At 63.0% G+C, this 25,313-nt stretch carries 22 protein-coding genes; 10 read left to right on the top strand and 12 right to left on the bottom strand.

What is annotated here, in order from left to right; genetic code table 11:
- Positions 1-55 precede the first annotated feature (55 nt).
- The 5 genes from ACFQ24_RS19885 (at position 56) to ACFQ24_RS19865 (ending at position 4,448) form a co-directional block, all read left to right on the top strand.
- Positions 56-991 carry a LysR family transcriptional regulator gene (locus tag ACFQ24_RS19885; protein WP_380914444.1) on the top strand — a complete coding sequence of 312 codons (936 nt, stop codon included), beginning with the start codon at positions 56-58 and terminating at the stop codon, positions 989-991.
- Between the two features lie 87 nt (positions 992-1,078).
- Entirely contained in the window at positions 1,079-2,035 is a 957-nt protein-coding gene (locus tag ACFQ24_RS19880) for a sterol desaturase family protein (protein ID WP_380914442.1), read from the top strand.
- On the top strand, positions 2,032-3,609 hold the full coding sequence (locus ACFQ24_RS19875) for a tetratricopeptide repeat-containing sulfotransferase family protein (RefSeq protein WP_380914440.1): 1,578 nt from the start codon (positions 2,032-2,034) through the stop codon (positions 3,607-3,609). The genes ACFQ24_RS19880 and ACFQ24_RS19875 overlap by 4 nt, the downstream gene beginning before the upstream one ends.
- 18 nt (positions 3,610-3,627) lie before the next feature.
- Complete coding sequence (locus ACFQ24_RS19870) at positions 3,628-3,987, top strand: hypothetical protein (RefSeq protein WP_380914438.1); 360 nt, start codon at positions 3,628-3,630, stop codon at positions 3,985-3,987.
- Positions 3,988-4,112: 125 nt separating this feature from the next.
- Positions 4,113-4,448 (top strand): UrcA family protein, encoded by a 336-nt coding sequence (locus ACFQ24_RS19865; RefSeq protein WP_380914436.1) that lies wholly within the window; start codon positions 4,113-4,115, stop codon positions 4,446-4,448.
- Positions 4,449-4,505: 57 nt separating this feature from the next.
- Here the strand turns inward: ACFQ24_RS19865 and ACFQ24_RS19860 are convergent, their stop codons facing one another.
- From ACFQ24_RS19860 to ACFQ24_RS19820, 9 genes are read right to left on the bottom strand one after another with little or no spacing between them, the layout of a single operon-like run.
- Entirely contained in the window at positions 4,506-5,423 is a 918-nt protein-coding gene (locus tag ACFQ24_RS19860) for a Vgb family protein (protein WP_380914434.1), read from the bottom strand.
- Positions 5,424-5,446: 23 nt separating this feature from the next.
- A complete protein-coding gene (gene atzF, locus ACFQ24_RS19855; RefSeq protein ID WP_380914432.1) occupies positions 5,447-7,231 on the bottom strand; it encodes an allophanate hydrolase in 1,785 nt (594 codons plus the stop codon).
- On the bottom strand, positions 7,228-10,824 hold the full coding sequence (uca, locus tag ACFQ24_RS19850) for an urea carboxylase (protein ID WP_380914430.1): 3,597 nt from the start codon (positions 10,822-10,824) through the stop codon (positions 7,228-7,230). Before uca ends, atzF begins: the two co-directional genes overlap by 4 nt.
- Entirely contained in the window at positions 10,821-11,456 is a 636-nt protein-coding gene (locus ACFQ24_RS19845) for an urea amidolyase associated protein UAAP2 (RefSeq protein ID WP_380914428.1), read from the bottom strand. The genes uca and ACFQ24_RS19845 overlap by 4 nt, the downstream gene beginning before the upstream one ends.
- Positions 11,457-11,471: 15 nt before the next feature.
- Complete coding sequence (locus ACFQ24_RS19840; protein ID WP_380914426.1) at positions 11,472-12,293, bottom strand: urea amidolyase associated protein UAAP1; 822 nt, start codon at positions 12,291-12,293, stop codon at positions 11,472-11,474.
- On the bottom strand, positions 12,290-12,766 hold the full coding sequence (locus tag ACFQ24_RS19835; protein ID WP_066770218.1) for a CopG family ribbon-helix-helix protein: 477 nt from the start codon (positions 12,764-12,766) through the stop codon (positions 12,290-12,292). Before ACFQ24_RS19835 ends, ACFQ24_RS19840 begins: the two co-directional genes overlap by 4 nt.
- A complete protein-coding gene (locus ACFQ24_RS19830; protein WP_380914423.1) occupies positions 12,759-13,568 on the bottom strand; it encodes an ABC transporter ATP-binding protein in 810 nt (269 codons plus the stop codon). The genes ACFQ24_RS19835 and ACFQ24_RS19830 overlap by 8 nt, the downstream gene beginning before the upstream one ends.
- Positions 13,565-14,380 carry an ABC transporter permease gene (locus ACFQ24_RS19825; RefSeq protein ID WP_380914421.1) on the bottom strand — a complete coding sequence of 272 codons (816 nt, stop codon included), beginning with the start codon at positions 14,378-14,380 and terminating at the stop codon, positions 13,565-13,567. Before ACFQ24_RS19825 ends, ACFQ24_RS19830 begins: the two co-directional genes overlap by 4 nt.
- A 37-nt stretch (positions 14,381-14,417) precedes the next feature.
- Entirely contained in the window at positions 14,418-15,500 is a 1,083-nt protein-coding gene (locus ACFQ24_RS19820) for a putative urea ABC transporter substrate-binding protein (RefSeq protein WP_287213742.1), read from the bottom strand.
- Between the two features lie 745 nt (positions 15,501-16,245).
- Here ACFQ24_RS19820 and ACFQ24_RS19815 point away from each other — a divergent pair.
- The gene (locus ACFQ24_RS19815; RefSeq protein WP_287213750.1) at positions 16,246-18,609 is read left to right on the top strand and encodes a TonB-dependent receptor; all 2,364 of its coding nucleotides are present in this window, start codon (positions 16,246-16,248) and stop codon (positions 18,607-18,609) included.
- Between the two features lie 103 nt (positions 18,610-18,712).
- Positions 18,713-19,630: an MBL fold metallo-hydrolase gene (locus tag ACFQ24_RS19810; protein ID WP_380914419.1), complete on the top strand. Its 918-nt coding sequence runs from the start codon at positions 18,713-18,715 to the stop codon at positions 19,628-19,630.
- Between the two features lie 472 nt (positions 19,631-20,102).
- On the opposite strand, the gene ACFQ24_RS19805 is transcribed toward ACFQ24_RS19810, so the two are convergent.
- From ACFQ24_RS19805 to ACFQ24_RS19795, 3 genes are all read right to left on the bottom strand, one after another.
- Positions 20,103-20,732 (bottom strand): pyridoxamine 5'-phosphate oxidase family protein, encoded by a 630-nt coding sequence (locus ACFQ24_RS19805; RefSeq protein WP_380914417.1) that lies wholly within the window; start codon positions 20,730-20,732, stop codon positions 20,103-20,105.
- 62 nt (positions 20,733-20,794) lie between these two features.
- Entirely contained in the window at positions 20,795-21,766 is a 972-nt protein-coding gene (locus tag ACFQ24_RS19800) for an alpha/beta fold hydrolase (RefSeq protein WP_380915424.1), read from the bottom strand.
- 124 nt (positions 21,767-21,890) lie between these two features.
- A complete protein-coding gene (locus ACFQ24_RS19795) occupies positions 21,891-22,778 on the bottom strand; it encodes a LysR family transcriptional regulator (RefSeq protein WP_380914415.1) in 888 nt (295 codons plus the stop codon).
- A 488-nt stretch (positions 22,779-23,266) separates the two neighbouring features.
- Between ACFQ24_RS19795 and ACFQ24_RS19790 the strand changes: the two genes are divergently transcribed.
- The 3 genes from ACFQ24_RS19790 to ACFQ24_RS19780 all read left to right on the top strand — a co-directional run bounded on the left by ACFQ24_RS19790 (position 23,267) and on the right by ACFQ24_RS19780 (position 25,072).
- A complete protein-coding gene (locus ACFQ24_RS19790) occupies positions 23,267-23,674 on the top strand; it encodes a hypothetical protein (RefSeq protein WP_380914413.1) in 408 nt (135 codons plus the stop codon).
- Positions 23,675-23,780: 106 nt separating this feature from the next.
- The gene (locus tag ACFQ24_RS19785; RefSeq protein ID WP_380914411.1) at positions 23,781-24,767 is read left to right on the top strand and encodes a ParB N-terminal domain-containing protein; all 987 of its coding nucleotides are present in this window, start codon (positions 23,781-23,783) and stop codon (positions 24,765-24,767) included.
- Entirely contained in the window at positions 24,764-25,072 is a 309-nt protein-coding gene (locus ACFQ24_RS19780) for a DNA methyltransferase (protein WP_380914409.1), read from the top strand. The genes ACFQ24_RS19785 and ACFQ24_RS19780 overlap by 4 nt, the downstream gene beginning before the upstream one ends.
- Positions 25,073-25,313: the final 241 nt, after the last annotated feature.

Raw genomic sequence — 25,313 nt, 5'->3', positions numbered from 1 at the left:
AGACCGCCTATCCTGATAGCGACCCGGTCATATTCGGCAAAAGGCAAACATCCGCATGAGTGATCGAACGCCACTGATCGACAGGAAATTCGCCAGCCGCGTCGACTGGAACCTCATGCGAACCTTCGTGGACATCGTCAGGGCCGGCGGCATCGGCGCGGCGGCTCGGCGGCTCAATCGGCAGCAGCCCAGCATTAGCGCGGCGCTCAAGCGGCTGGAAGACCATGTCGGCACCGCCCTGCTCCATCGCACCGCCACCGGCGTGGAGATGACGGCGGCGGGCAAGGCGATGATGGCGCTGTGCGAAGACATGCTGGAATCGGCGCGGATGATGCCGCACGTCATCGCCCAGGCGACCAAGCGGGTCGAAGGCTTCGTTCGCATTCAGATCGTGTCCGGTCTCGTCTCGCCGGAGTTTGACGAGGCCATCGCCAGCTACCATCGGCGCAACCCGGCGATCCATATCGAAATCCGCGTTTCCCCCTGGCGTCAGCTTCTCGATGCGCTGGAGCAGGGGGAGGTGGAGATCGGCGTCGGTTATGACAGCAGCGTCCGCGGCAGCCTGATGTACGAACCTCTGCTGGTCGAGCGCCAGCAACTCTATTGTTCGCGCAGCAGCCCCTATTTCGGCTATCGGGTGAACCGACTGGGCGAACTCAAGGATCAGGGATTCGTTCTCACCGGCGAGGATGAGATCGAGGCGATCACCCAGCTGCGCCGGCGCTATCGGCTCGGCACCGTGGTGAGCGGCTTGGCCGAAGACATTAACGAAGCCCGGCGGCTCATCAGCATGGGGGTCGGCATCGGCTTCCTTCCAACCGCCGCCGCCGCGAGCGATGTCGAGAGCGGGCGCCTGTGGCCCATGCTCTATGCGGATTTCGAACCTGCATATGACATCTTCCTCCTCGCGCGCGCCGAGCCGGCGCGCGACACGGCGACGCAACTCTTCTGGGATGAGGTCATCCGGCGCGTGCGCGCGCAGAGGGCATAGACGCAATCTATGGATTTCATCGGGATTTTCCATCTCCCCTGATGATGCAGGCGAGCGCAGTTTCGGCCGGTTAGACGGAGCTGCGGCATGGAAAAAAGCCTGAAAGACCGGCTGTTCGACCTGATACCCCCTGCCATGATCGCGGTCGTACTGGGGTTCTGGGCTTATGGCCCGCGCACCTTGGTGGACCATCCTTGGGCTCTCGCCGTCACCTCCCCGCTCATCGTGATCGTCATCCTCCTTCTGGAAGCCGTGCACGAACGCCATGCGGGCTGGCGCATGAACAAGCAGGAGTTCGCGACGGACCTCTATTATTCCGTGCTCAGCGCGACGGTGATTGCCTGGCTGACGCAGATGCTGGCGGAAGAACCGCTCGTCGCGCTTAAGGCATCCGTGGGCATCACCACGCAATGGGCAGCCCACCTGCCCTGGCTGGCGCAGGTCATGCTGGTGATCTTCGTGATCGAGTTCGGCCAATATTGGATGCACCGGCTGATGCACAATTGGACGCCTTTCTGGCTGACCCATGCGCCGCATCACCATATCACCCAGCTCAACGCGGCAAAGGGCGCGGTCGGCAACCCGATCGAGCTGTTCCTGATAAGCCTGAGCGTCGTCGCTCTCTTCGATCTCGACAGGACGGCGATCTTCGCCGCGCTGAACACTTTGGGCGTTATCTCGGGCTTCGCTCACGCCAATGTGCGCGCCGACCCGCCGATCTGGTATTCCTTCTTCTTCACCACGATCCGGCATCACAGCCTGCATCATTCGACCGACTATGAAAGCACGCGGAGCAATTACGGTAACTCGCTGATCCTGCTCGACCGCATCTTCGGAACCTATCGCGAAGGCGAAGGCGTGCTGGTGGGACAGGATGATCGCAAACGCCTGACCATCTGGGAACAGACCATGTTCCCCTTTGTGCCTGTCATCGAAGCCTACAAGGCAAGGCGTGCGAAGAAGCCGTTGGCAAGCGCGCCAGTCCAGTCTGAATTGGCGGATGATGGAAACGGGACAGCCGCGGGAGCAACGGCGACGGCATGATGGCGGCCCGCTCCGGTCAGGCGATTGCGGCGCGCGACGCGCTGGCCCGGGGCGATATTCATGGCACCCAACGCCTGGCTGCGAGCCTGGTGTCGAGCAATCCGGGGGATGCGGAAGGTCACTTCCTCCTCGGTGTCGCGGAATCGAGCGTCGGCCGCGTTCGGGCCGGCATCCAGCATCTCGGACGCGCGGTCACGCTCGATCCGCAGGGCGAATATCGCGCCCATCTCGCCAAGCTCTTCACGCTGGTACGCGAAGACGGCGCGGCTGCCGCCGTGCTCCAGGATGCGGAGCAGGCGCTGCCTGACGATGCACTGAGCCGCGATACGATGGGCTGCGTCTATGCGCGCCTTGGCAAACATGCGGATGCACTGGGGCACTTCTCCGCGGCTGTGCGGCTCGACCCGCAGAACCGGCAGTTCCGCTATAACCAGGCCGTGACGCTCAATTTCCTCGGCCGGGCCGAAGAAGCCGAGGCTGCACTGGAAGCCTTGATCGCTTTGGCTCCCGACGACGCGCGCGCCCATCACCTTCTTTCCAGCCTGCGCAAACAGTCGGCTGCGCATAATCATGTCGAACGGCTTGCCGCCACCTCTGAGAGGGCGACGGACAAGCGTGACAGGCTGCTACTCGGCTATGCGCTGGCGAAAGAGCTTGAGGATCTGGGCAAGCCGGGCGAAGCGCTGGAGCGGCTGTGTGCCGTCAATGCCGAACATCGGCAAACCCTGGATTATGCATTCGCGCGCGATGCCGCGGCGTTCGATGCAATAGAGGCGAACTGGCCCACGGTCGCGGCCGCGCCGGTACAAAATGCTCCACAGGACGCGCCGATCTTCATCATCGGAATGCCCCGAACCGGCACGACCTTGGTCGATCGTATCCTCTCGTCCCATCCTGCCGTCGAGAGCGCAGGCGAACTTCAAGCGATGCCGCTCTCCGTGAAGCGGGCATCGGGTACGCGGACGCAGACGGTCATGGACCCGGAAACCATCACCGCTGCAGCCGCAAGCGACATGGGCGCGATCGGCCGCGACTATCTCCAGCGGGCCGATCATCACAGGCGCTGGTCCCACCGCAGGTTCATCGACAAGTTTCCGGGCAATTTCCACTATGCCGGGTTCATTGCCCGCGCCCTGCCCGCCGCCACCATCGTCTGCCTTCGCCGCAACCCGATGGACACGGTGCTCAGCAATTTCCGCAACCTGTTTGCGGTGGGCTCGCGCTATTATGACTATAGCTACGATCTTCTCGACATCGCAGCCTATTATGTCCGCTTCGACCGGCTGATGGCCCTCTGGCGCGAAGCCTTGCCCGGGCGGGTGATGGAAGTGCGTTACGAAGATCTGGTGGCGGACCAGGAAGGACAGACACGCCGCCTACTCGCCCATTGCGGGCTGGAATGGTCCGACGCCTGCCTGTCCTTCCATGCCAACGATGCGCCCGTTTCCACGCCAAGCGCCGCGCAGGTGCGACAGCCGATCTACCGCGATTCGGTCGCCCGGTGGAAGCGGCACGAGCAGGTTTTGGAACCGGTGCGGCGCTTCTTCGAACACTCCGGCATATCCATCGACTGAAAAGGGACGCATCCTGCCATGCCGAGATTAGCAACATTCACCGTCTGCATGGCCTTGGCTGCGGGGCTTGCGCAGCCAGCCGCAGCATCTTCCCCCCGCACCCGATTGATCGAGCGCCAGTCGGAAAATTACCTGCTGATCACCGGCAGCCGCGACGATACGGCATCGGAAATCACGATCAATGGCCGTCCGGTAATGGTGGAAGGCGGCCGGGAATGGCGGGTCCGGTTGCCCATTGACACCATCCGATCCTGGTCAGCCCCCCACGCGCGCGCCATCACGGTGGCGGTAGATGGATCGCGGGTCGAAACTGCCTTGCCGCTCGGAATGCTAGGCCGCGCCGACAGGCTGGCGATGCTTGTGGTGACCGCCAAGTAATAAACAGTGCAGGTCAAAGTAATAAAGTACCAGATTCGCGTTCCATATTGAAAATTTCCTCTGCCGAGCCTATTTATGCGTCAGTCGCCAAAGAGCGGCGCTTATGTTTCGCTCGGGAGAAGATGATGAAAATTGGGCTTATGGCGCTGGCGGTTCTCGCCTTCGCGCCCTCGGCAATGGCTGGCACCACCAGCGGCAACCCCTTCGCTCAGGATTCCGCGATCCTCAACCTCAAGGGGCTGGACCTTGCGACCGCATCGGGACAGCGCAGCCTGGCGATCCGCATGGATCAGGCAGCGCGCGCCGTGTGCGGCGATCAGGTCTCGGGCGTGCACCTCGCCCTCGACGCCAAGGCGCGGGATTGCCGCGCAGCAGTTACAGCCGATATCCGTACCCGGATCGAAGCCAAACTCGCCAAGGCGGACGACCGCTCGCCCGTCCAACTGGCTTCCGCCCGCTGATGTCATGATCCGTCGGCGGCGCACGATGGCTGCCGCGGACGGATCATTTCGCCAAGGTCATCTCGCCAGCTTCGCGGGGTCGGGCCACCAGGTCAGCGTATGCACGTCATGCGCGGAGGTCCAGATGCCTGAGGGCGTGAAGCGCAGCGCTCCGCTCCCTTCCGCTTTCCCGACGCGTGCCTTTACCGTCATGGACTTGGGATCGATCACGACGAAGGTCTGGTCCTCCGTGGTGCGCAGCCACACCAGCCCGCCGCCCGTGTCGATGTCGCCCCATTTCAGCACCTTGCCGATCTTGATGCGACCAGCCACGTCGCCGCTGTCGGGGTCGATGCGCACGACCGTTCCGTCGCCCTGCTCCTGCACCCAGACACCGCCCTCCCCGGCCGCAAGAAAACCTGGCTCCTTCCCGAGCGCAGTGGTCTTGACGACGCTGTTGGTCGCGGGATCAATGCGCTGGATCGACCGGCTTTCGCTGCTCACGGCCCAGACCGATCCGAAGCCAAACGCCAGATAATGGGTGCCGAGGTTCACCGGGATGGTGGCGGTGACCGTGTTCGTCGCCGGATCGACGCGGGACACAACGCCCTTCTGGTCGCTGGCGACCCATATCGATCCCGCGCCCGCGACGACGTTCAGTTCGCCTTTCGGGTTGGCAATGCCGGTGGGGATGGTCGCCGTCTTCTGCGCGCTTTGCGTGTCGATCCGCACGAGCGCATTTTCCTGGCAATCGGCCACCCACAGCGCTCCGTCGGACAAAGCCATGGCGCCGCAAGGCTTCGACATGGCGACCGCAGCGAGCTTGCCCTGGCGCGACCAGCGTTCGACCCGCCCGGCGTTGGTGGCCCAGACGCTATCGCCATCAACGGCCAGGAAGTCCGCGAAGCCCGGCACATCGATCACCTGCTCCGCATAGGCCGTAGACGCCGCGCATCCCGCCGCCACCGTCATGATCCATCTCCTCAGCCGTTTCATGTCCTGCCCTTTCGTCGCAAAGATCAGGCGCGCTGCGCGATGTAGGCGCGCCATCCGCCAAGCGCCGTGATGTCCTCCGCACCCGTCACCGCGCGCGGCTCGGCAACGAAGCCCTTGACGCTGCTGCCGTCGGCCAGCGTCACCGTACCGATGGCGAGCGGCGCGGGAACCTCCACCACGAAGCTGCCGAATTCGGCGACGCCGAGTTCGTAAACCTCAAGGGCGATCGATGCGCCGTCGTCGCTATGCACCAGTGCCGGCTTGGGCGGCACGCTGTTCGCGATCGCATAGAGGCGATAGTTGGGGGCAGTCTCGAACGCGCCCACGAACTTCGCCTCGCGGGACGTGAGCTGCCAATGCAACGGCATGTCCTTCAAATGCGCACCGACGACAGCGAGTTTTACCGTTTCCATTTTGCCCTCCAGATCAAGCGGTGGCGGCGGCGGAATGTCCGCAGCCGTGATGTAGGCGTCGGCCGCGTCCAGCAGCGCAAGATCGCTGGCGGCGGGGCCAATCAGGGTGATGCCGAAGCCGGTCCCGTTCGCCCGCGCGCCGGCAGGTACGGCAACGGCGGCCATATCGAGCAGGTTCACGAAATTGGTGTAGAAGCCCAGAGCGCTGTTAAGCGCGATCGGTGCGGCCTGAAGTTCCGCAACGCGATAGGTCGAGCCGGTTGTCGGGAAGGCGAGCAGGTCGATATCGTCCCACAGCGTGTCGGCATGGCGCTTGAGTTCGGCCAGGCGATAGATGCCGTTGAACAGGTCGACGGCGCTGATATCAAGGCCCGGCTCGACGACCTCGCGAACCGTAGGATCGAGCGCATCGGGGGCTTCGGCGAGGATGCGGGCCAGCGCCGCGGTTCGCTCCGCCACCCAGGGGCCACCATATAGAAGCTGCGCCGCTTCCTGCAGCGGCGCATAGTCGATCTCTACCAGATCGGCCATGGTAGCGAGCCTGTCGAGCGCCACATCGTAGAGATATTCCGACTGCGCATCACCAAAGAAGGCGCGCTGATCAGGCCGGGGGACACCGATCCGCTTGCGCGCGACCGGCACGTTGGCGAGCGGCCTGGAATAGGGATCTGCGGCATCGAAGCCCGCGACGACGGAATCGACGAGCCGCGCGTCCGCGACATCGTCTGTAAAGACGGTGATACAGTCGAGCGTCCGGCAGGCCGGCACCAGCCCCCTGTTGCTCCACCGCCCCTTGCTGGGCTTGAAGCCGATCAGATGCTGGAAAGCGGCAGGGACGCGACCAGACCCTGCCGTATCGGTGCCCAGCGCAAAGGCGACCAGCCCTGCCGCGACCGCAACCGACGAGCCCGAACTCGATCCGCCGCTGACATAGGCCAGATTATAGGCGTTCCTAGGGCTGCCATAAGGGCTGCGCGTGCCGTTGAGGCCAGTGGCGAACTGGTCGAGATTGGTCTTGCCGACGCAGATCGCGCCTGCCGCGATCAGCCGTTCGACGACCGTGGCCGACGCTTGGGGCCGATAGGCGAAGGCGGGACAGGCCGCCGTCGTATCCAGCCCTTCGACATCGATATTGTCCTTCACGGCGAAGGGCACGCCCGCCAGCGGCAGGACTTCCCCCGCCGCCACCCGCGCATCGACCGCGCGGGCGGCCTCGATGAGAGCATCCGGCGAAAACCGGCTGATCCAGACCTGGGGCTGAACCGCGTCATAGGACGCCAGGCGCGCGATCGCCTCTTCCGCCACCGCCACCGCGCTCAGGCGACCGGCGTTCACCGCACCGGCGATCCCAACGGCGTTAAGGCGCCCACCTTCGCTTGCGACGCCGCCGGTCATCCATGCCTCCGCAGCGCGATCATCGGCGCGCCGGGCTGGAGCGACTGGCGCTCCTGCACATAGAGCGCCTCCACCGTACCGGAGCCAGGGCTGTGAACCGCACATTCCATCTTCATTGCCTCTATGATCGCTATGGTTTCGCCCGCCTCGACCTCCGCGCCCGGCGTGACGAGCAGTTTCCAGAGGCTGCCACCGAACGGCGCTTCGACAAGATCGGCGCCTTCGGGGACGTCCACCGCATCGGCCTGCGGCTGCTCCGTCTCGGCGAGATCGGCGACCCTGTCGAATTCGCCGTTGCGCTGCCACTCGGCGCGTTCCGCGTCGAAGGCAGCCTTGCGTCGGGCCTCGAACGCGGCGATGGCCGGAGCGTTGTCCGCCAGGAAGGCGCGATAATCGGCCAGGCGGAATTCGGATGGCTCGATCCGGATCGACCGCCGGCCGCTGGGGAAATCGCGCCGCCACGCCGCCAATTCTTCCGCACTGACCGGATAGAAGCGGATTTGGTCGAAGAAGCGCAGCAGCCAGGGCTTGCCTTCGATGAAGGCATCAGTCTGCCGATGCGTATTCCACATCTGAATGGTCCGGCCGAACAACTGATAGCCGCCCGGTCCTTCCATGCCGTAGATGCACATATAGGCCCCGCCGATCCCGACGACATTGGGCGGCGTCCATGTGCGCGCGGGATTATATTTGGTGGTGACCAGACGATGCCGGGGATCGACCGGCGTTGCCACAGGCGCGCCCAGATAGACGTCGCCAAGGCCCATGACCAGATAATTGGCCTCAAAGATCAGATTCTCGACAGCTGCGGCATCGGGAAGGCCGTTGATGCGCCGGATGAACTCGATATTATCGGGGCACCATGGCGCGTCGGCACGCACCGCCCCCATATATTTTTCGATCGTCTCGATCGTGGCGGGATCGCGCCAGCTAAGTGGCAGATGGACGATCCGGGACGGCACGACGAAGTCCGCCAGATCACCGATCCGTTCCTCCGCCGCGATCAGCATGTCCAGCGCCCCGCGCTGGCTCATGACCTCGCCGTCGAAATGCAGCTGGAGCGACCGGATGCCCGGTACGATATCGATAATCCCGGCAGGCGCGAGCCGTTCGAGCTCGGTCATCAGCGCATGCGCCCGTATGCGCAGCTCGATATCCAGCACGATGGGGCCATATTCGACGAGGATGTTGCGATCGCCTTGCTGCCGATACACGGTGCGCGGGCGTTCCGGCGCGGCCGGAATTTCCGCCAGGATGGGCGTAAGCGAGCCGATCGGCCGGGCCGAGCCGGCCTCGTATGCCGTGCCCGACGCGATCAGCCGGCGCTGCTGCCTGTCCGCCGCATGGGCATCTTCGACATCGACCGGCACGAAGCGCAGCGTATCGCCGGGCGCAAGCTGGCCCATGATCCATCGGTCGGCGGCGATGACCACGAAGGGACAGACGAACCCGCCGAGCGAGGGTCCGTCCGGTCCCAGGATGATGGGCATGTCGCCGGTAAAGTCCACGGCGCCGATCGCGTAGGGATTGTCGTGGATGTTGGAGGGGTGCAGCCCCGCCTCGCCGCCGTCGGCGCGGGCCCAGCGCGGCTTGGGGCCAATCAGGCGAACGCCGGTGCGGTTGCTGTTATAATGGACCTGCCATTGGGCGGCCACGATCTCGTCGATATCCTCGTCGGTGAAGAAATCCGGGGCACCATGCGGGCCGTAAAGAACGCGCAACGTCCACTCCCCGGTCAACGGCGGAAGCGTCACCTGCGGCAATGCCGGCCCGACAGCCTCGCCGGCCAGATGCAGCGTATCGCCTGCCAGCAAGCGCCGCGCAGCATGACCGCCGAACTGACCAAGCTCGAACGTGCTGCGGCTGCCGAGATAGGGCGCGATGTCCAGCCCGCCCGCGAACAGGATGTAGCCGCGTATCCCGCCGCCCGTTACGCGGCCCAGCGTCAGCGTCCGCCCTTCTCCCACGTCGACAGGAACGCCGCGGAGCACCGGCACGCCGTCCAGCTTGGCACCGAAATCAGCGCCGGTCAGGCAGATGCGAGCGGGCGCATTGAAGGTCAGCGTCGGACCGGTATGGATGACTTCAAGGCCGGCCATCCCTTCGGCATTACCGAGCAGCCGGTTGCCGAGCCGGAAGGACTGATCGTCCATCGGGCCGGACGGCGGAACGCCCACGGCCCATAATTTCTGGCGGCCGGGCCAATCCTGCACGGTCGTCGCAGTGCCACCGCTGACGACCTGGACGCTGCGGGGATGGAAGGCGATGCGGTCGAGCACGCGGGTCGAGACTTCACCGCTGACGAATTCGGGGGAGCGCACCACATCCCGCAGCCAGCGCAAATTTGTTTCGATCCCGTCGACGCGGCTCTGGTCCAGCGCGGACTGCATGGCCGTCACGGCCTCCGCCCGCGTCGGCGCATGTACGATCAGCTTCGCCAGCATCGGATCATACCAGGCGCTAACCGTGCTGCCGGCCATGCACCAGGTTTCGGCCCGGATGTCCGGTGGAAACTGGACCGCTGTCAACGTTCCGGAGGTCGGGCGATAGTCAAGCGCCGGATCTTCGGCATAGAGGCGCACCTGCACTGAATGGCCTTCGGGACGCGGCGGATCTCTATCGAGGAAGGAGAAGTCGCCGCCTGCGCCGCGGATCATCCATTCGACCAGGTCGATGGCCATCACTTCTTCGGTGACGCCATGTTCGACCTGAAGCCGGGTGTTCATCTCCAGGAAGAAAAATTCTTCCCGTTCCGCGTCGTACAGGAATTCGACCGTGCCGGCAGACCGGTAGGCTGCCGCCTCGCCCAGGCGGGTGGCGGCGGCGATCAACGCGCTGCGCACCGCTTCGGGCAGCAGGGGCGCCGGCGCTTCCTCCACGACCTTCTGGTTGCGGCGCTGAAGCGAGCAGTCCCGTTCGCCCACCGGCAGGACGCGCCCCACGCCATCGCCGAATATCTGGACTTCGATATGCCGGGCGCGCCGGATGTAGCGCTCCAGGAAAATCCCGGCATCGCCGAAATTGCTTTCCCCCAGACGCGCGACGGCCGCGAAGCTCTCGCGGACGGCGGCCTCGTCCTCGCAGACCCGCATGCCGATGCCGCCGCCGCCTGCGGTGGCCTTCAAGATCACAGGAAAACCGATGTCCCGCGCGGCAAGCACCGCCTGCGCCTCGTCCTTCAGCAGGTCGGTGCCGGGGGCAAGCGGCACGTCATGCGCAGCGGCAAGCGCACGCGCGCTGTGCTTGAGACCGAAGGTACGGATATTGTCGGGCGTCGGCCCGATGAAGATGATGCCCGCCTTGGCACATGCCTGGGCGAACTCGACATTTTCGGCCAGGAACCCGTAGCCCGGATGAATGGCGCCGGCTCCCGTAGCGCGGGCGGCGTCCAGTATCGCCTCGATATTGAGATAGCTTTCGGACGCGCGTGGGCCGCCGATGCACACTGCTTCATCCGCTTGCGCGACATGGAGGGACGCCTCGTCGGCTTCCGAATAGACGGCGACCGAACGCAGGCCCATCCGCCGAAGCGTGCGGATGATCCGCGTCGCGATCGCACCACGGTTGGCGATAAGGACGGTATCGAACCTCATGCAGCGACGATCATACGCACGGGCGTCGGATTGAATCCGTTGCACGGGTTGTTGATCTGCGGGCAGTTGGACACGACCACGATGACGTCCATCTGGGCGCGCAGGTCAACGGTCAGTCCAGGTGCGGATATGCCATCGACGATGCCCAGCGATCCGTCCGCCTCGACCGGCACGTTCATGAAGAAGTTGATGTTGGAGACGATGTCGCGCTTGCCGCGTCCTTCCCGCAAATTCGCCTCCAGGAAATTTTCGACGCAGGCATGTTCGGCCTTGGTATGATGGCCGTAGCGAAGCGTATTGGATTCGCAGGAACAGGCGCCGCCGATCGTGTCGTGATAATCGACCGATGTGGCGGTGATGGTCATCATCGGCCGTCCTTCGTTGGAACGCAGCACCGTACCCTGGCGCAGGAATAGATTGCCCTGGGCGGATACGGTGTCCTGCGCGCTGTAGCGTTCCGTATCGTCCTGCGCGGCGTAAAGCAGGAAGTCGACCGCCTGATTGCCCTCCAGATCGACGATCCGCAGGGTCTGACCCGCGGCGACATGGTGCAGCCATGGGGCGCGAGCGGGCACGATCACATCATGGACGACCGCTCCGGGAAGACCGGACAAATGAATATCTGCGCTCATGCGGCAGTTTCCCTTCTAACGGCGGAAATAGTCTTCGACATTCTCGAAGGCGCGCAGGCCTTCCGGCGTGGCATTGCGGATCGGGTCGGCGGCCGGCGTCACAGGCCCCCGCCACGCGGTCGCGCGCAGCGGCGTCACCGTCCACTCCTCGCGCGGGTCGAGAACATGGGGGCAATTGGCGATCACCAGGATCACGTCCATTTCGGCGCGCAGCACCAGCTGGCGGCCGGGTTCGAACGGCCCGATCTGCGGCACGATCGTCCCGTCGCTCTCGATCCGCGCGCCCTTGAACAGATTGACGCAGGGATGCACGTCGCGCCGCTGGAGGCCATGCTTGGCGACGCCGAGCAGGAAGCGGTCGCGGCCGCTGGGCGTCGGGCCGCTATTGGTGCCCGTCCCATATTTGGCTGCATTAGTGACGGGGTTGGATGTGCCGCAGAAGGTATCGTGCGTTTCCGCTCCATCTTCGAGGAGGCTCATGAGCACGCGGCCCATGTCCGACAGCAGCAGCTTGCCCGCGCCCAGATAGGCATTCCACTGCACCTTGACCGTATCGGCTACGTTCAGCCGCTCGGTCGGCATATCGGCGTTGAAGATCAGGAGCGAGGCGCAGGCGTCGCCCTTGAGGTCGATCAGCCGCAGGCGGGCCCCTCGCGGGATCCGCCGCGTCGCATAGCCGCCAGGCGCGATAGTCTCTTCCCATAGCAGCGCATCGGCGGACACGCCGTCCGGCAGGTCATCGGCCACCGGCGGCAGTACCGGCATGGCTTCGACCACCGTCCCCGCCATCGCGCGGGCATGGTTACGGGCGGCGGTGGGATTGGCAAGCGTCGTCATGCCATCGCTCCCTCTGTCTGGTTGGTGGAATCGGGTTCGTAGAGCGGCGGCAGCAGCGCGGTCGTCGTGACGAGTTGCAGCTGGTGAACGCCGCGCACCCTGCGCAGCGCATCGCATAATTCCTTGAGCAGCGACGCTGGGCCCTGCACCAGCAGGACTTCGAGCGACTGGTCGTCCTCCAGGAACACATGCTGGGAGGAAATGACTTCCTTCAGGAAATCCGCCTGCATCTGCGCCAGTTGATGCCGCACGCGGCCCCTGTCCCCGCGATAGACGATCGTGATGGTGCCGGCCAGCATCTCATCCGGACGCGTGAACGCCTCATGTTCGGCGAGCGCGTGGCGGATCAATTCGGCGATCAGCTGCGAGCGCGACGGCAGGCCACGTTCCTCCACCATGATGTCGAGCTGCCGGAACAGGTCCGCCGGCAAGCTCATGCTCAGCCTTGCAAGGCCCGGCGTGTCGCTAGCCATGTCCAATCTTCTCCTCATCATCCTGTTCGCCACCAGGCGCTGTCGCCTCGTTGCCATCGGCGGCAGTATCCTCGGGCACAGGCTTTTTCAGTGGCAGGTCATAGACCGCCGTCGCGCCGAAGCGGTGTGGGGCGTGCGGATCATGGCGGCGCTTGTCGAGGGCAAGCACCCGCGTGCCCAGGCTGAACGCCTCGCGAATATCGTGCGTCACCATGATGATCGTCAGCGAATAGTCGCGCCACAACCGGGTGATCAGGCGATGCATGTCGGCGCGGATACCGGGATCAAGCGCGCCGAATGGTTCGTCTAGCAACAGGATGCGCGGCCGCTTGATCAGCGCCTGCGCGATCGCCAGACGCTGCTGCATCCCGCCCGACATCTGCGCCGGATAAAGGTGGAGGCTGTCGCCAAGGCCGACTGCGGTCAGCATCTGCGTCGCTTCCTCCTCCGCCTGGCGACGCGCCGTGCCGAACAGGCGCGCCAGAAACGGTGCCTGTTCGCACTCCAGCCCGAACATGGTGTTGCGCAGCACCGACAGGTGAGGAAAGACCGAATAGCGCTGAAAGACGACGCCCCGGTCAGGGCCGCATTCGGGCGTCAGGGGCGCTCCGTCGAGCAGGATCGACCCGCGCGTCGCCGCCTCTTGCCCCAGAATAAGGCGCAGCAGGCTGCTCTTGCCCGCGCCCGAAGGCCCGATGATCGAGACGAAGGATCCTTGCTCGATGTCGATCGACACCCGTTCGAGCACGACCTTGTCGCCATATTCGATCCAGACGCCGCGGAGGGAGAGGATCGCGCTCAATGGCTCGCTCCGTGGGCCCAGGGGAACAGCCGCTGGTTGAGGAAGGTCAGCAACAGGTCCATCGCCACCGCCAGCAGCGCGATCCAGGCGACATAGGGGATGATGACGTCCATCGAGAGATAGCGGCGGACGAGGAAGATGCGATAGCCAAGCCCCACGTCGGACGCGATCGCCTCCGCCGAAATCAGGAACACCCAAGCCGGTCCCAGCGACAGGCGCATCGCGTGGAACAGGCGCGGCATCGCCTGCGGCAGCGCGACCCGCGTCATGATCTGCCAGCTGCTCGCGCCCAGCGTCTGCGCCTTCACGATCTGCTCGCGCGGCAGGGCGGCAACATGCGCGGCGATGTCGCGCACCATGACCGGCGCTATGCCGATGACGATCAGCGCGATCTTCGCCGTTTCGCCCAGACCCAAGGCGATGAACAAAATGGGCAGCAGGGCGATGGGCGGGATCACGGCGATGGCGGTGACGAGCGGGCCGAAGGCGGCACGCACCGGCGGCAGAACGCCGATCACCAGCCCGACCAGCAGAGCCGCCAGCGTCGCCACGCCAAGGCCTATGCCCAGCCGCTGGAGGCTGGCCAGCGTATCGGCCCAGAAGAGCAGCTGCCCCGTCAGCTGGTCGGGCTGGAACAGCAGCGCCGCCATCGCCTTCGCCATGCCGTTGGGCAACGGCAATATCTTGTCGAACGGATTGGCAGCGTGGCGCTGCGCCGCCAGGAACAGGTAGAGTAGGACGAGCAGCAGGATCGGCACCGCGCCCATCAGCAACCGATCGCCTCGGCTGATTTGTCGATTTACCCAGCGCATGGCATCATCGTCCTAAAGGGGGACCGACCGGGGCGGCTCACAGCTTTCCGTCTGCAGCCAGCTTCATGAAGCTGTCGTCGAACCGCAGCGTCACATGCTGCGCGTCGCCCAGCGTCTTCCCGCCGGCAAAGCCCATGCCGACCGCATCAGCAGAAGCGGCCCCCTTGAACAGGCCATGGGCGAAGCTGAAATCGCGTACCTGCTTCATGCTCTGGATGAGCGCCGGCGCAGTGGCCGCCGCCACGGCGGATTTGGCGTCGGAATAGAGATGCGTGGTGGTCAGCTGGCTCTCAAACTGCTCCGGCGTGGTGCCCGCCAGTTTGGCCATGGCGGCACGGGCCGCCTTTCCTTCTGCATCCTGTCGCGTCATGAGCGCCATGGTATCGAACCAGATGCCGGCGAGCGCCTTGCCCAGATTGGGGTTGGCCTTCAGCGTCGCGGTGTCGACCACCAGAAGATCGAGTATCTCGCCGGGGATTTGGGCCGAACTGAAGACCTCCTTCGCGCCGGCCTGACTCTTCATCACGGACAGCTGCGGGTTCCAAGCCACCGCTGCGGTCACGTCCGGACTGGCGAAGGCGCCGACGATATCGGCGTCCGACGTGTTCACGGTCTTGATGTCGGTGGGCTTTATGCCCGACTTTTCCAGCGCACGGGCGAGCAGATAGTGCGACACCGAAAGCTCGACCAGATAGACCTGCCGGCCCTTGATCGCGGAAAAACTGTCCGCGCCCTTCAGCAGAATGCCGTCATTGCCGTTGGAATAGTCCCCGACGATGATCGCGCTCGTGTCCTTGCCGCCGGCCGCCGGGATGGTCAGCGCATCCATGTTGGTGACCGTCACGCCGTCGAACTTGCCGGCCGTATATTGGTTCACCGATTCGACATAGTCGTTGACCTGGACGATGTTGATCTTGATGCCGTATTTATCGGCCCATTTCTTCGCGATGCCTGCCTGCTGGGCATAGGGCCAGGGCATCCAGCCAGCATAGATCGACCAGCCGATGTTGAACTCTGTCTTGGGCTTGGAAGGGGCGTCCGGCCCTTGCGAGCAGGATGCAAGCAGAAGCGCTCCAGCCATCATGGCGGCCATGCTTGCGGTGCGGAACATTCGGATCATTGGTCGTCCCCCTTCGCCATCACTATTGCAAAGCAGCAAGAGCCTGTCCACCGACATTTATTACATTTTCAATTTTGCGTAATACCAAGCAAAGCTCTGTAAGCTTTGGCGGAATCCTTCGCCTTGCGGTCCCAAAAGCGGGATGCCTGATCCCTCATCCGTAAACAAACCGACCTTTCGTGCGGGCTGAGACGGTGGGAGGTGCAAGGCTATCTCCGACCATGCCTTTCCTCGATTCGCAGAAAGACTCTCGGCGATGAAGTGGCGCAGCGTGACATACAGCCCTTGTCGCAACTCGCCTAAGCTGTAAGAAAACGGCCATATTGTGCAGTGCACCTATCTTATCAGTCATACTGAGCAGCCGCAAAATTATTACGCTTGACGCGTTAGGTAATATCCATACCGTAGAGTCGACCGCTCAGGAAGCGGCGAACCCATAGATGGAACAGCCGATAATCACCGGCTTGAAGTGAGGGCTCGTGGATCGACGACCGGCTCGCATTGCTGATCTTTCAGGTGCGACGCCGCCGTTCGCCGGCAATGCCTGCCGTTATGGCCTTGCCGATCCAATCCATGGTTTTCGGACGGGTAGAATGACGATGACGACTGGCCGGTCAACGGCCGAAAAGGCGCCGGACTAGCCAGAGCGCCAGGGGAGAAGGATGTCACTTGAGGCTCAACCGCAAAGGGGGGCGAAGTGACCAAGAGAGTGTTTCGCAATACATTGCTCAGCGCGACCATACTCATGGGCGTTGGGACCACTTCGGCTTTCGCCCAGGGTGCCGCAGCCGGCGCTGATGGCGCAGGTAGCGATGGTAACGAGATCGTCGTGACGGCCACGCGCCGTGCGGTTTCGATCCAGGACGTGCCGATCAACATCAGCGCCGTGGCGCAGGAACAGCTGGCGCGCCAGCGGATCGACGACGTTCGCGACCTTGCCGACTTCACGCCCGGCCTCACCATTTCGGACACCGGCCCGGGTTCGACCGGAACCATCGTGCTGCGCGGCCTGAACGCTTCCGACTCCAGCTCGACCGGCAATTCATATGACAGCGCGCTCGGCGTCTATCTCGGCGAAGTCCCGCTCTATTACGACTTCAAGCTGCTCGACATCGCGCGCGTCGAAACGCTGCTGGGGCCGCAGGGCACGCTCTACGGCCTTGGCACATTGGCCGGCGCGATCCGCAACATCCCCAACCGGCCCAATACCGACAGCATCGAAGGGGAAGCGCACAGCCGCCTCTACGGCAAGAGCCATAGCGGCAAGCTCGGCTATCAGGTGGATGGCGTCATCAACATCCCGATCGTGAAGGATCATATCGCCTTCCGTTCGGCCACCGGCTATTTCTACGATCCGGGCTTCATCGACTATCCTTTGCTGCTCCAGACGCCCGGCGTGTCCCTGCCGCAACCGGACGGCCCCACCGGCATCTCGCCGGCAGGCTATGCCGCGAACCTGCGGAAGGAGAAGGATCTCAATTTCGAGAAGACCTTCACCACCCGCAACCAGCTGCTGTTCCAGTTCAGCGACGATCTGAAGGTAAACTTCACCTACGCCTTCCAGCAGACCAAGACCGATGGCGGCCAATATAACAGCGACGGCGTGCTCGGAACGGGCAAATATGAAAGCGCGGCCCGCTATATCGAGCCGGTGAAGCGCCGCGCGCATCTGGGCAGCATGGAGATCAACGCCAATCTCGCGGACATTGCCGACCTGGTCGCGACTACGGCCTACACCGATGTGAAAAACGACCGCGTTGGCGACAATACCGACCTTCTCCTCGATCTCGACTATGGCTATGAATCTTTCCCCGCCTTTTCGAGCTGGAACGAAAGCCATGACCGCCGGAAGCAGTTCAACCAGGAAGTCCGCTTCGTCTCTCGCCATGGCGGCCCGTTCAACTGGGTGATCGGCGGCTTCTACAACCAGCAGAAGCGGCTGAACGAATATACCGAGCATGTGCCGGGCCACCCCTGGGTCGAATTCGGCACGCAGCCCAACCCCGACGAGGTGGAATATAACAGCTTCAACAGGTCGAAGGTAACGGAGAAGGCGGTCTTCGGCGAAGGCACGTTCCGGATCATACCCGAATGGCAGGTTACGGCAGGCGTGCGCTATTTCGGCTATACGTCCGACGTCGCCGGTCGCGCCGTGCTTCCGCTGCTCGGCGACCCAGTCAGCCCCTATGACCTTCCCTCCGCCGGCGGCAAGTCGAAGAAGAGCGGCTGGGTGTGGAAGTTCAACAGTTCCTACAACTTCACGCCCGACATCATGGCCTATGCGACCTACAGCAAGGGCTATCGGATCGGCGGCCCGAACACGGTCGCGCCGTGCGTCCTTCCGCTCGATACGACGCAACAAAATGTGTGCGCCCTGCCCAACGAAATCCAATATGGGCCAGACACGACCAAGAATGCGGAACTTGGCATCCGCACCCAGCTTTTCGACCGCAAACTCACGTTCAACTTCAACATCTTCCAGATCAAGTGGGACGGCATCCAGGTCGATTCTGCCACCGTCAACGGGATCGTCGGCATCATCGTCAACGGCGGCAAGGCGAAGTCGGAAGGCTTTGAAGCATCCTTCCAGGCGAAGCCGGTCGACGGATTGTCGATCCAGGGAACCTATTCCTATACCGACGCCAAACTGACCCAGGACGTAGCGAAGATCATCGCCGTCAACGACCCGCCCGGCACCTACCCCAGTTCGCCCATTCAGCTGGACGCGCTGTCGGGCGATCGCCTGCCGGGCTCGGCCAAGAACAGCGGCAGCCTGGGCGCAACCTACACCATGCCGTTCATGGCCGGCAATCTGGTGGCGGACTGGACCGCGACCTATCGCGGCAATGTGGTGACGCGGCTCGGCTGGGACCGTGCCTATGGCGCAAAGCTGCCAGGCTATGTCCTGCACCGCGCATCGCTCGCTTACGAGACGGACAATTACAGCCTGGTCCTGTTCGCGAACAACATCTTCGACAAATATGCGGTGGCATCGGTGTCCAACGATCGCTCCCGCGTCGGCCTGAACGACGGCGTGCTGCTGCGCTACTACAGGCAGACCGTCATCAATCCGCGCACCTTCGGCATCGAAGCGCGGTTCAAATATTGACGTGACTGAGCCGCCGGGGCGCCTTTGCGCAAGCATGGCACCCCGGCATTCGGGCAGCATGGCGGCCATTCTGCCTCTGCATGAAAGGAAGGATGCAGGCGGGATGCGGCTGGCACGAATCGTTGGATTGAGCGCGGCGCTCCTGATGGCGAGCGGCGTGGCGCAGGAAGCCACCGCCGCCTGCCCTCCCTTGCCGAAGCTGTTTGCGGAAAAGTGGATCGACGGCACCCTGCCGCAGGAGCCTTCCACGCAGGTCCAGAAACTGGACAACGACAGTTTCGTGATCCGGCAATCGGTCAAGACCAATTTCGAAGCGCCTTTTCTCTATCTGCTCTTCGGGCGCGACAGGGCGTTGCTGGTCGATACGGGAGCCGAAGGCGGCCAGATCCGGCCGGCAGTCGATCGGCTGATCACGCAATGGCTCGCCGCGCACAAACGCAGTTCGATCCCGCTGGTGGTGGCGCACAGCCACAGCCATGGCGACCATGTCGCCGGGGACGCCACCTTCCGCGACCGCCCCGATACGACCGTCGTCGGGCTCCAGCCTTCTGACGTTGCCAGCTTTTTCGGCGTCCATGACTGGCCGAAAGGGATCGCCACTTTCGATCTCGGCGGGCGGGCGCTCAGCATCATCCCGACCCCGGGGCATCAGGCGGCGGCGATCATGATCTATGACCCCCGCCTCAAAATATTGCTGTCGGGCGACACGCTCTACCCGGGCCGCCTTTATGTGCCGGTCAATTTCCTCGACGATAACCGGGCCAGCGTCGATCGGCTGGCCAGCTTCGCGGCAAAGCATCCAATCTGCGCCGCTCTGGGCGCTCATATCGAAATGACGTCCGAACCGGGCCGCGATTACGGTCACGAAGCGCCCGAGCATCGGCACGAACATCCTCTGCAATTGCCGGCACAGGCCATCGGCGAACTCCAGGCCGGCCTGCGAAAGCCACTGGACACGCCCGATCAGCGGCAGGTCCACGATCACTTCATTATCGTCCCGGTGCCCGCCCGCCTGGAATGATTCGACCGAGCGTCGCCTGATCTCGTCGCCGCAATGGGCTTCGCCAGGACGCTTATGCGCGGATCACCGCCTTCCCTAACTGACTCCATGAAACGCCAGATGGCGAACTCGATTCGGAATTCGGAGTCGTTGCAGCGACATGGCCCTAAGCCCCTTAGCCTCCCGGCAGAATGCCGACCGACGTCCGGTAAGGACATGGAAGTCCTGCTTCCAGCGCACGGTCGAGGCGAGAAAGGGACAACGGCATGGCGGCCGAGATCATCGACAAGGCTGCTGGCAATGCAGATCAGCTACCGACAGATGATCCGACGTTGGCCGGCATCCGACCAGGGAAGCCCGCCGGCGTCCTATTACGCAGGCTGGCCCCTTGCGGACGGGTAGGCGTCGAGAGTCCAGCGCCCAGGCCGCGGCCACCCTGACGGGATAGCACAGTCCGGGGTTAATGGCGGTAGCGCCGATCTGCGACCCTCCATCATGCACCGCCTATCTTGGCAAGGCGCTCCTGCAATGCCCTGTTCTCGGCTTCCAACTGCGTTAGCCGTTCATGGAGCGGCCGAACCGCCTCATCTATCTCGCGCTGCGTGAAGCGCGGCGTGATATGCTGCGGGCAGTTCCAATCGAACGCTTCCAGCCGCAGCCGAAAGATGCGCTCGGCCCGCGCCTTGTAATCCTTGTGCGTGACAAGATCGGTCAGCGCCGCATCGGCATCGAGCGCCAGCTTCTCGACATGGACATAGATTTTCAGCCGCGCCCGATGGGGATAGTCCATCAGAATGAGGCAAGCCCGGTCGTTTGCGGCGAGGTTGCCGGTGCTGATATATTGGCGGTTGCCGCGATAGTCGGCAAAGGCCAGCGTTCGGTCGTCGACCATTTTGAGGAAGCCCGCGGGACCACCGCGATGCTGGACATAGGGCCAGCCATCTTCCGACACGGTCGCCATGTAGAAACTGTCCCGCACTGCCAGGAAATTGGCTTCATTCGCGGTGAAGCGGTCGAAGGCCCGGTTGCCGCCGAACGCCGCCCAATGCGCATCCGCGCCCATCTCTGCCTGCGCTGCGCGTACGCTCGGCGTCGTCGCGATATCCAGAAAACCATAGGACACGGCCTGTCTCCCATCATCCGTCAGCCGGGTGGGGCCATGCTTGACCATGGCCCCACCCGGATTCAGCGCGCCGCGACCTTGCGATCGAGGAAGTCGCGGATCAGCGGTGCCATTTCGTCAAGCTTGTCTTCCAGGGCGAAATGGCCGGTATCGAGAATATGCATCTCCGCATCCGGCAGATCACGCCGGTAAGGATGCGCACCGGCTTCGGGAAAAATCTTGTCGTTCTTGCCCCAGAGGATCAATGTGGGCGGCTTGCGGTCGCGGAAGAAGGCCTGGAAGGCCGGGTAGAGCGGCACGTTCGTGCGATAGTCATAGAACAGGTCGAGTTGGATATCCTTGTTGCCCGGCCGGTCGAGCAAGGCCTGATCCTGCACCCAATTGTCGGGGCTGATCCGCGAGACGTCACGCACGCCATCTGTATACTGGAACTTGGTGGCGTCGAGGCCGACGAGCCAGGCCTGCGCTTCCCGGTCCTTCGCCGACCCGCTCTTCCAATACGCCTTGATCGGATCCCAGAAGGTGCCCAGTCCTTCCTCATAGGCATTGCCATTCTGGACGATCAGCCCACTGACCCGCTCGGGATGCTTGATGGCAAGGCGGTAGCCGACCGGTGCGCCATAATCCATGACATACATGGCATAGCGCTGGGAACCGATCTTGCTCATCAGCATGTCGACCATGTCGGCATAATGGCCGAAGCTGTAGCGGAACTGGCGATGGTCCGGCGCGTCGCTTTGACCAAAGCCCGGATAGTCCGGCGCGATCACATGATAGCGGTCGGCAAGCAGAGGTATCAGGTTGCGGAACATGTGCGACGATGTCGGGAAACCGTGGAGCAGAAGCACCACCGGGCCACCAGCAGGGCCGGCCTCACGGTAGAACATCTTTATGCCATCTATCGTGGTGGTGCGGTAATGGACCGTGACGGGCGCGGCCTGCGCGCGAACAGCGCTGGCCGGCGCAGCGATCGCGCCGCCCGAGGCAGCAATGCCGGCGGCCGCCAGCAGCATCGAAATGACCAGTTTCTTCATCATGTCCTCCACCCTGTTGGGGGCGCTGAGCAAAGGCTTCAGCTTCTGGAGACAGGATTAATCCTTGACGAAAATTCTGATAATTCGATAAAGGTGGAAGTCATTATTTCGGTAAGTGCAATAATCATAATCCTTGCTGTAACAACGGGTTGGCGCGCAGTCGATCGACCGCCAGATCGACGAAACTGCGCACCTTGGCGACCGCCCTGCGCCCTTCGGCATGGATGACGTGGATCGGCAGCGGCCTTTCCATATGCTCATCCAGTACCGTGACCAGCCGTTCGGCCGCCAGTGCGGGCTCGACCTGGTAGGACAACACGCGGGTCAAGCCCCAGCCTTGTTCGGCGGCGGCGATGGCTGCTTCATTGGTGTTGCAGAAGAGTTGGGGGCGGACTGTGATGCTGCGCCTGCCGTCAGGGCCGAAATGCCATTCGGGTGAGGCCCATGCCCCGGTCGGGCCGATGATACGATGATGGATCAGGTCGCGGGGGGTCTGGGGCGCCGGATGACGCTCAAAATAGGCCGGCGCGCCGCAGATGACGCGCCGCACCGACCCGACCCGGATGGCGCTGAGCCCGGAATCCGGCAGATGCCCGATCCGGACGGCAACATCGATGCCCTCCTCGATGATGTTTACCAGCCGGTCTACGAACAGGCTGTGCCCGGTCACGGCCGGATAGCGGTCCAGATAATCGAGCAGGATCGGCAGCACATACATCTGGCCAAAGATCACTGATCCCGTAACGATCAATGTACCGGTCGGATTGCCATGGGTGCCAGCAGCCGCCGCGTCCGCATCTGCCAGGTCGGCCAAAATGCGGCGACAATCGTCCAGATAGCCGCGCCCCGCCTCGGTCAGCTTTACCGACCGTGTCGTGCGGGTCAGCAACCGCACGCCGATCTCCTCTTCCAACGCGGAGATCGCCCGCGTAACCGCCGGCGGGCTCAAATGCAGTTGCCGCGCTGCTTCCGCAAAGCCGCCCGCTTCCGCCACGCGGACAAATATCTTCATGGCTTGCCAGCGGTCCAAGGCGTTCTCCGGAATTATGCCCGCGAACAACAACTGCGCGCAATGTCATGCATCGGTCAATTCATGCCGGCCCATGGATCGACCAGAGGCGCGACATATGGGTCCGCCGATGCGCCGGTTTTGCGACCAAGCCAAAGCGGACGTCAGAATCATCGACATTGTGAGAATGGGTGGTGCAGTACCCAGTCTTGAGCGAACCCGTCTCTTCCCTGCCTTTCCCTGTAGTCGCCACGAAACGCCTTTTTGCTTCAGAATAGCTCATTTGAGCGGCGAAAAGTGACGGAAAGCCGCCGTTTTGAAGGAGAAATTCCCTACTCGCCGTTACAGGGAAATCGTCAGCCTGTTACAGGGAATTCCCCAAAAGATTCAGGGAATGGGCCGAAGCGGCAAAAAATCGGCGCCCTCCAAACGTTGGTAGGCGCGAACGCCGCGATGATGCTTCTTGCACTTTCCAGCGAAGGAGAACGAACATGATGCAAGGCCCGTGGTATTTCTTCCATCTCGATAGCCCTGGCTATCTCCAGAGGAAACTGGATCAAGGCGAGCCGATTTCAAGGTCAGAGCTTATCAGAGCTTTTAAGGCCAATCCCGGCTTCGCCTGGGAAGGCACCCTTTACAAGCTGTACTGTCAGATGCTGGATGGGTCGTTCAAAGGCAAGCCTGGCCCCAAGGAACGGCTCAGCTGGTCGATGTGGCAGTGCATCAACGCTTGGGTCGACCTTGAGGCCGAGGATATCAGGACTGAGCGCGCCGGCCGCCCTCAAATCGGAGCGGATCTATCGCCGATGCAGGAAGCCTATGAAAGAACGGCGCGACAATTTCAGCTGGGAAGCGGCTCAAGCCTGGCCAATAGCCTGAGCTCACGCAAACTGCGGTAAGATTCAATGATCGCGCCAGAACGCCGCGCTGTGACATCTGACTGAGTGCCGCAACGAAGGAGGTTTTATGCATTCACAGCGCGGTCCCCTCTCCGGGGGGGACCTAGTGCAGCGTGACATCACGCTTCTCAAGCCCCATGCGCGCAATGCGCGTACTCACTCAAAGAAGCAGATCAGCCAGATCGCCCGCAGCATCCGGAAGTTCGGGTTCACCAACCCGATCCTCATCGATGAGCAGGATCGGATCATCGCCGGTCACGGCCGGGTGGAGGCGGCAAAGAGCCTCGGATTGACCCGCGTTCCGGTCCTGCTGCTTGAAGGCATGAGCGAAGCCGATCGCCGCGCATATATCGTTGCCGATAATCGGCTGGCGGAGCTGGCTGGTTGGGACCGCGAGCTGCTCGGCCTGGAACTGGGCGATATCTCGGCGCTCGTCCCGGATTTCGACTTCGGCATCATCGGCTTTGACGCCGCCGAGATCGAAGCCTTGCTGAACGGCGTGGATGAAAAGGAGGTCGTGGAAGACGCGGTCGAGAAGCCTGAGCAGAAGGCGCCGTCCGTTACGCGTCCGGGCGACATGTGGCAGCTGGGCGAACATCGGCTGATCTGCGGCGACTCGACAAAGGCAGAGACGTTCAAGAGGCTGATGGGCGATGAGCTGGCCCAGATGGTGTTCACCGACGCGCCCTATAATGTGCCTGTAAACGGTCATATCTGCGGTCTTGGCAAGGTTCAGCACGACGAGTTCGTAATGGGCGCCGGAGAGATGAGCCGCGCGGAGTTCACCGACTTCCTCGCGACGGTAATGGACAACCTTGCTGCCCACAGCATCGATGGCTCCATACATTATCAGTGCATGGACTGGCGGCACATGGGCGAGATGCTTGAAGCCGGCGAACGGGTTTATGACAGCCTGCGCAACCTTGTCGTGTGGAATAAGGACAATGGCGGCATGGGCACCTTCTATCGCTCCAAGCATGAGCTGATTTCGTGTTCAGGAAAGGAGCTGCGGCACACATCAACAATTTCGAGTTGGGGCAGCATGGCCGCTATCGCACCAACGTCTGGGACTATGCCGGCGTCAATTCAATGAAGGCAGGCCGTGATGAAGAGCTTGCCATGCATCCCACGGTAAAGCCGGTGAAGATGGTGGCTGACGCCATGCTGGATTGCTCTCGCCATGGCGGTATTGTTCTTGATGCCTTTTCGGGATCGGGGACCACGATCATCGCGGCCGAGCAGACGGGACGACTGGGGCGTGCGGTCGAGATGGACCCGCGTTATGTCGATGTGGCCGTACGGCGCTGGCAGAAGCTCACCGGTCATAAGGCGATCCTGTGGGGAAGCGATCTCAGCTTTGACGAGATCGAAAAGGTGGTGAACGAAGTCGATATCTGAGCCTGGGACAGCGCTGGCGTGCGTCGGCGCTGTCCTCACCGAATTCCCCACAGGTTTTCATGACAGACTTTCCCTGCACCGCGGGTCTATCGCCATGTCACTGCAAAGGCGCAGGTGTTGATTTCCACTGAGAAGTGACCCGGGTAGGGCGTAAATTTCCGCTGAGAATTGACCCATGTTGAACTCGTCCCTGGCTTTGACAAGCGAGGGTATATGGAGTGTTGGACATGGCGTTATTGAG

Origin of the sequence: Sphingobium olei (assembly GCF_042678845.1) — a bacterium.
Classification (GTDB): domain Bacteria; phylum Pseudomonadota; class Alphaproteobacteria; order Sphingomonadales; family Sphingomonadaceae; genus Sphingobium; species Sphingobium olei.
This window is presented reverse-complemented; position numbering and strand designations above follow the sequence as displayed.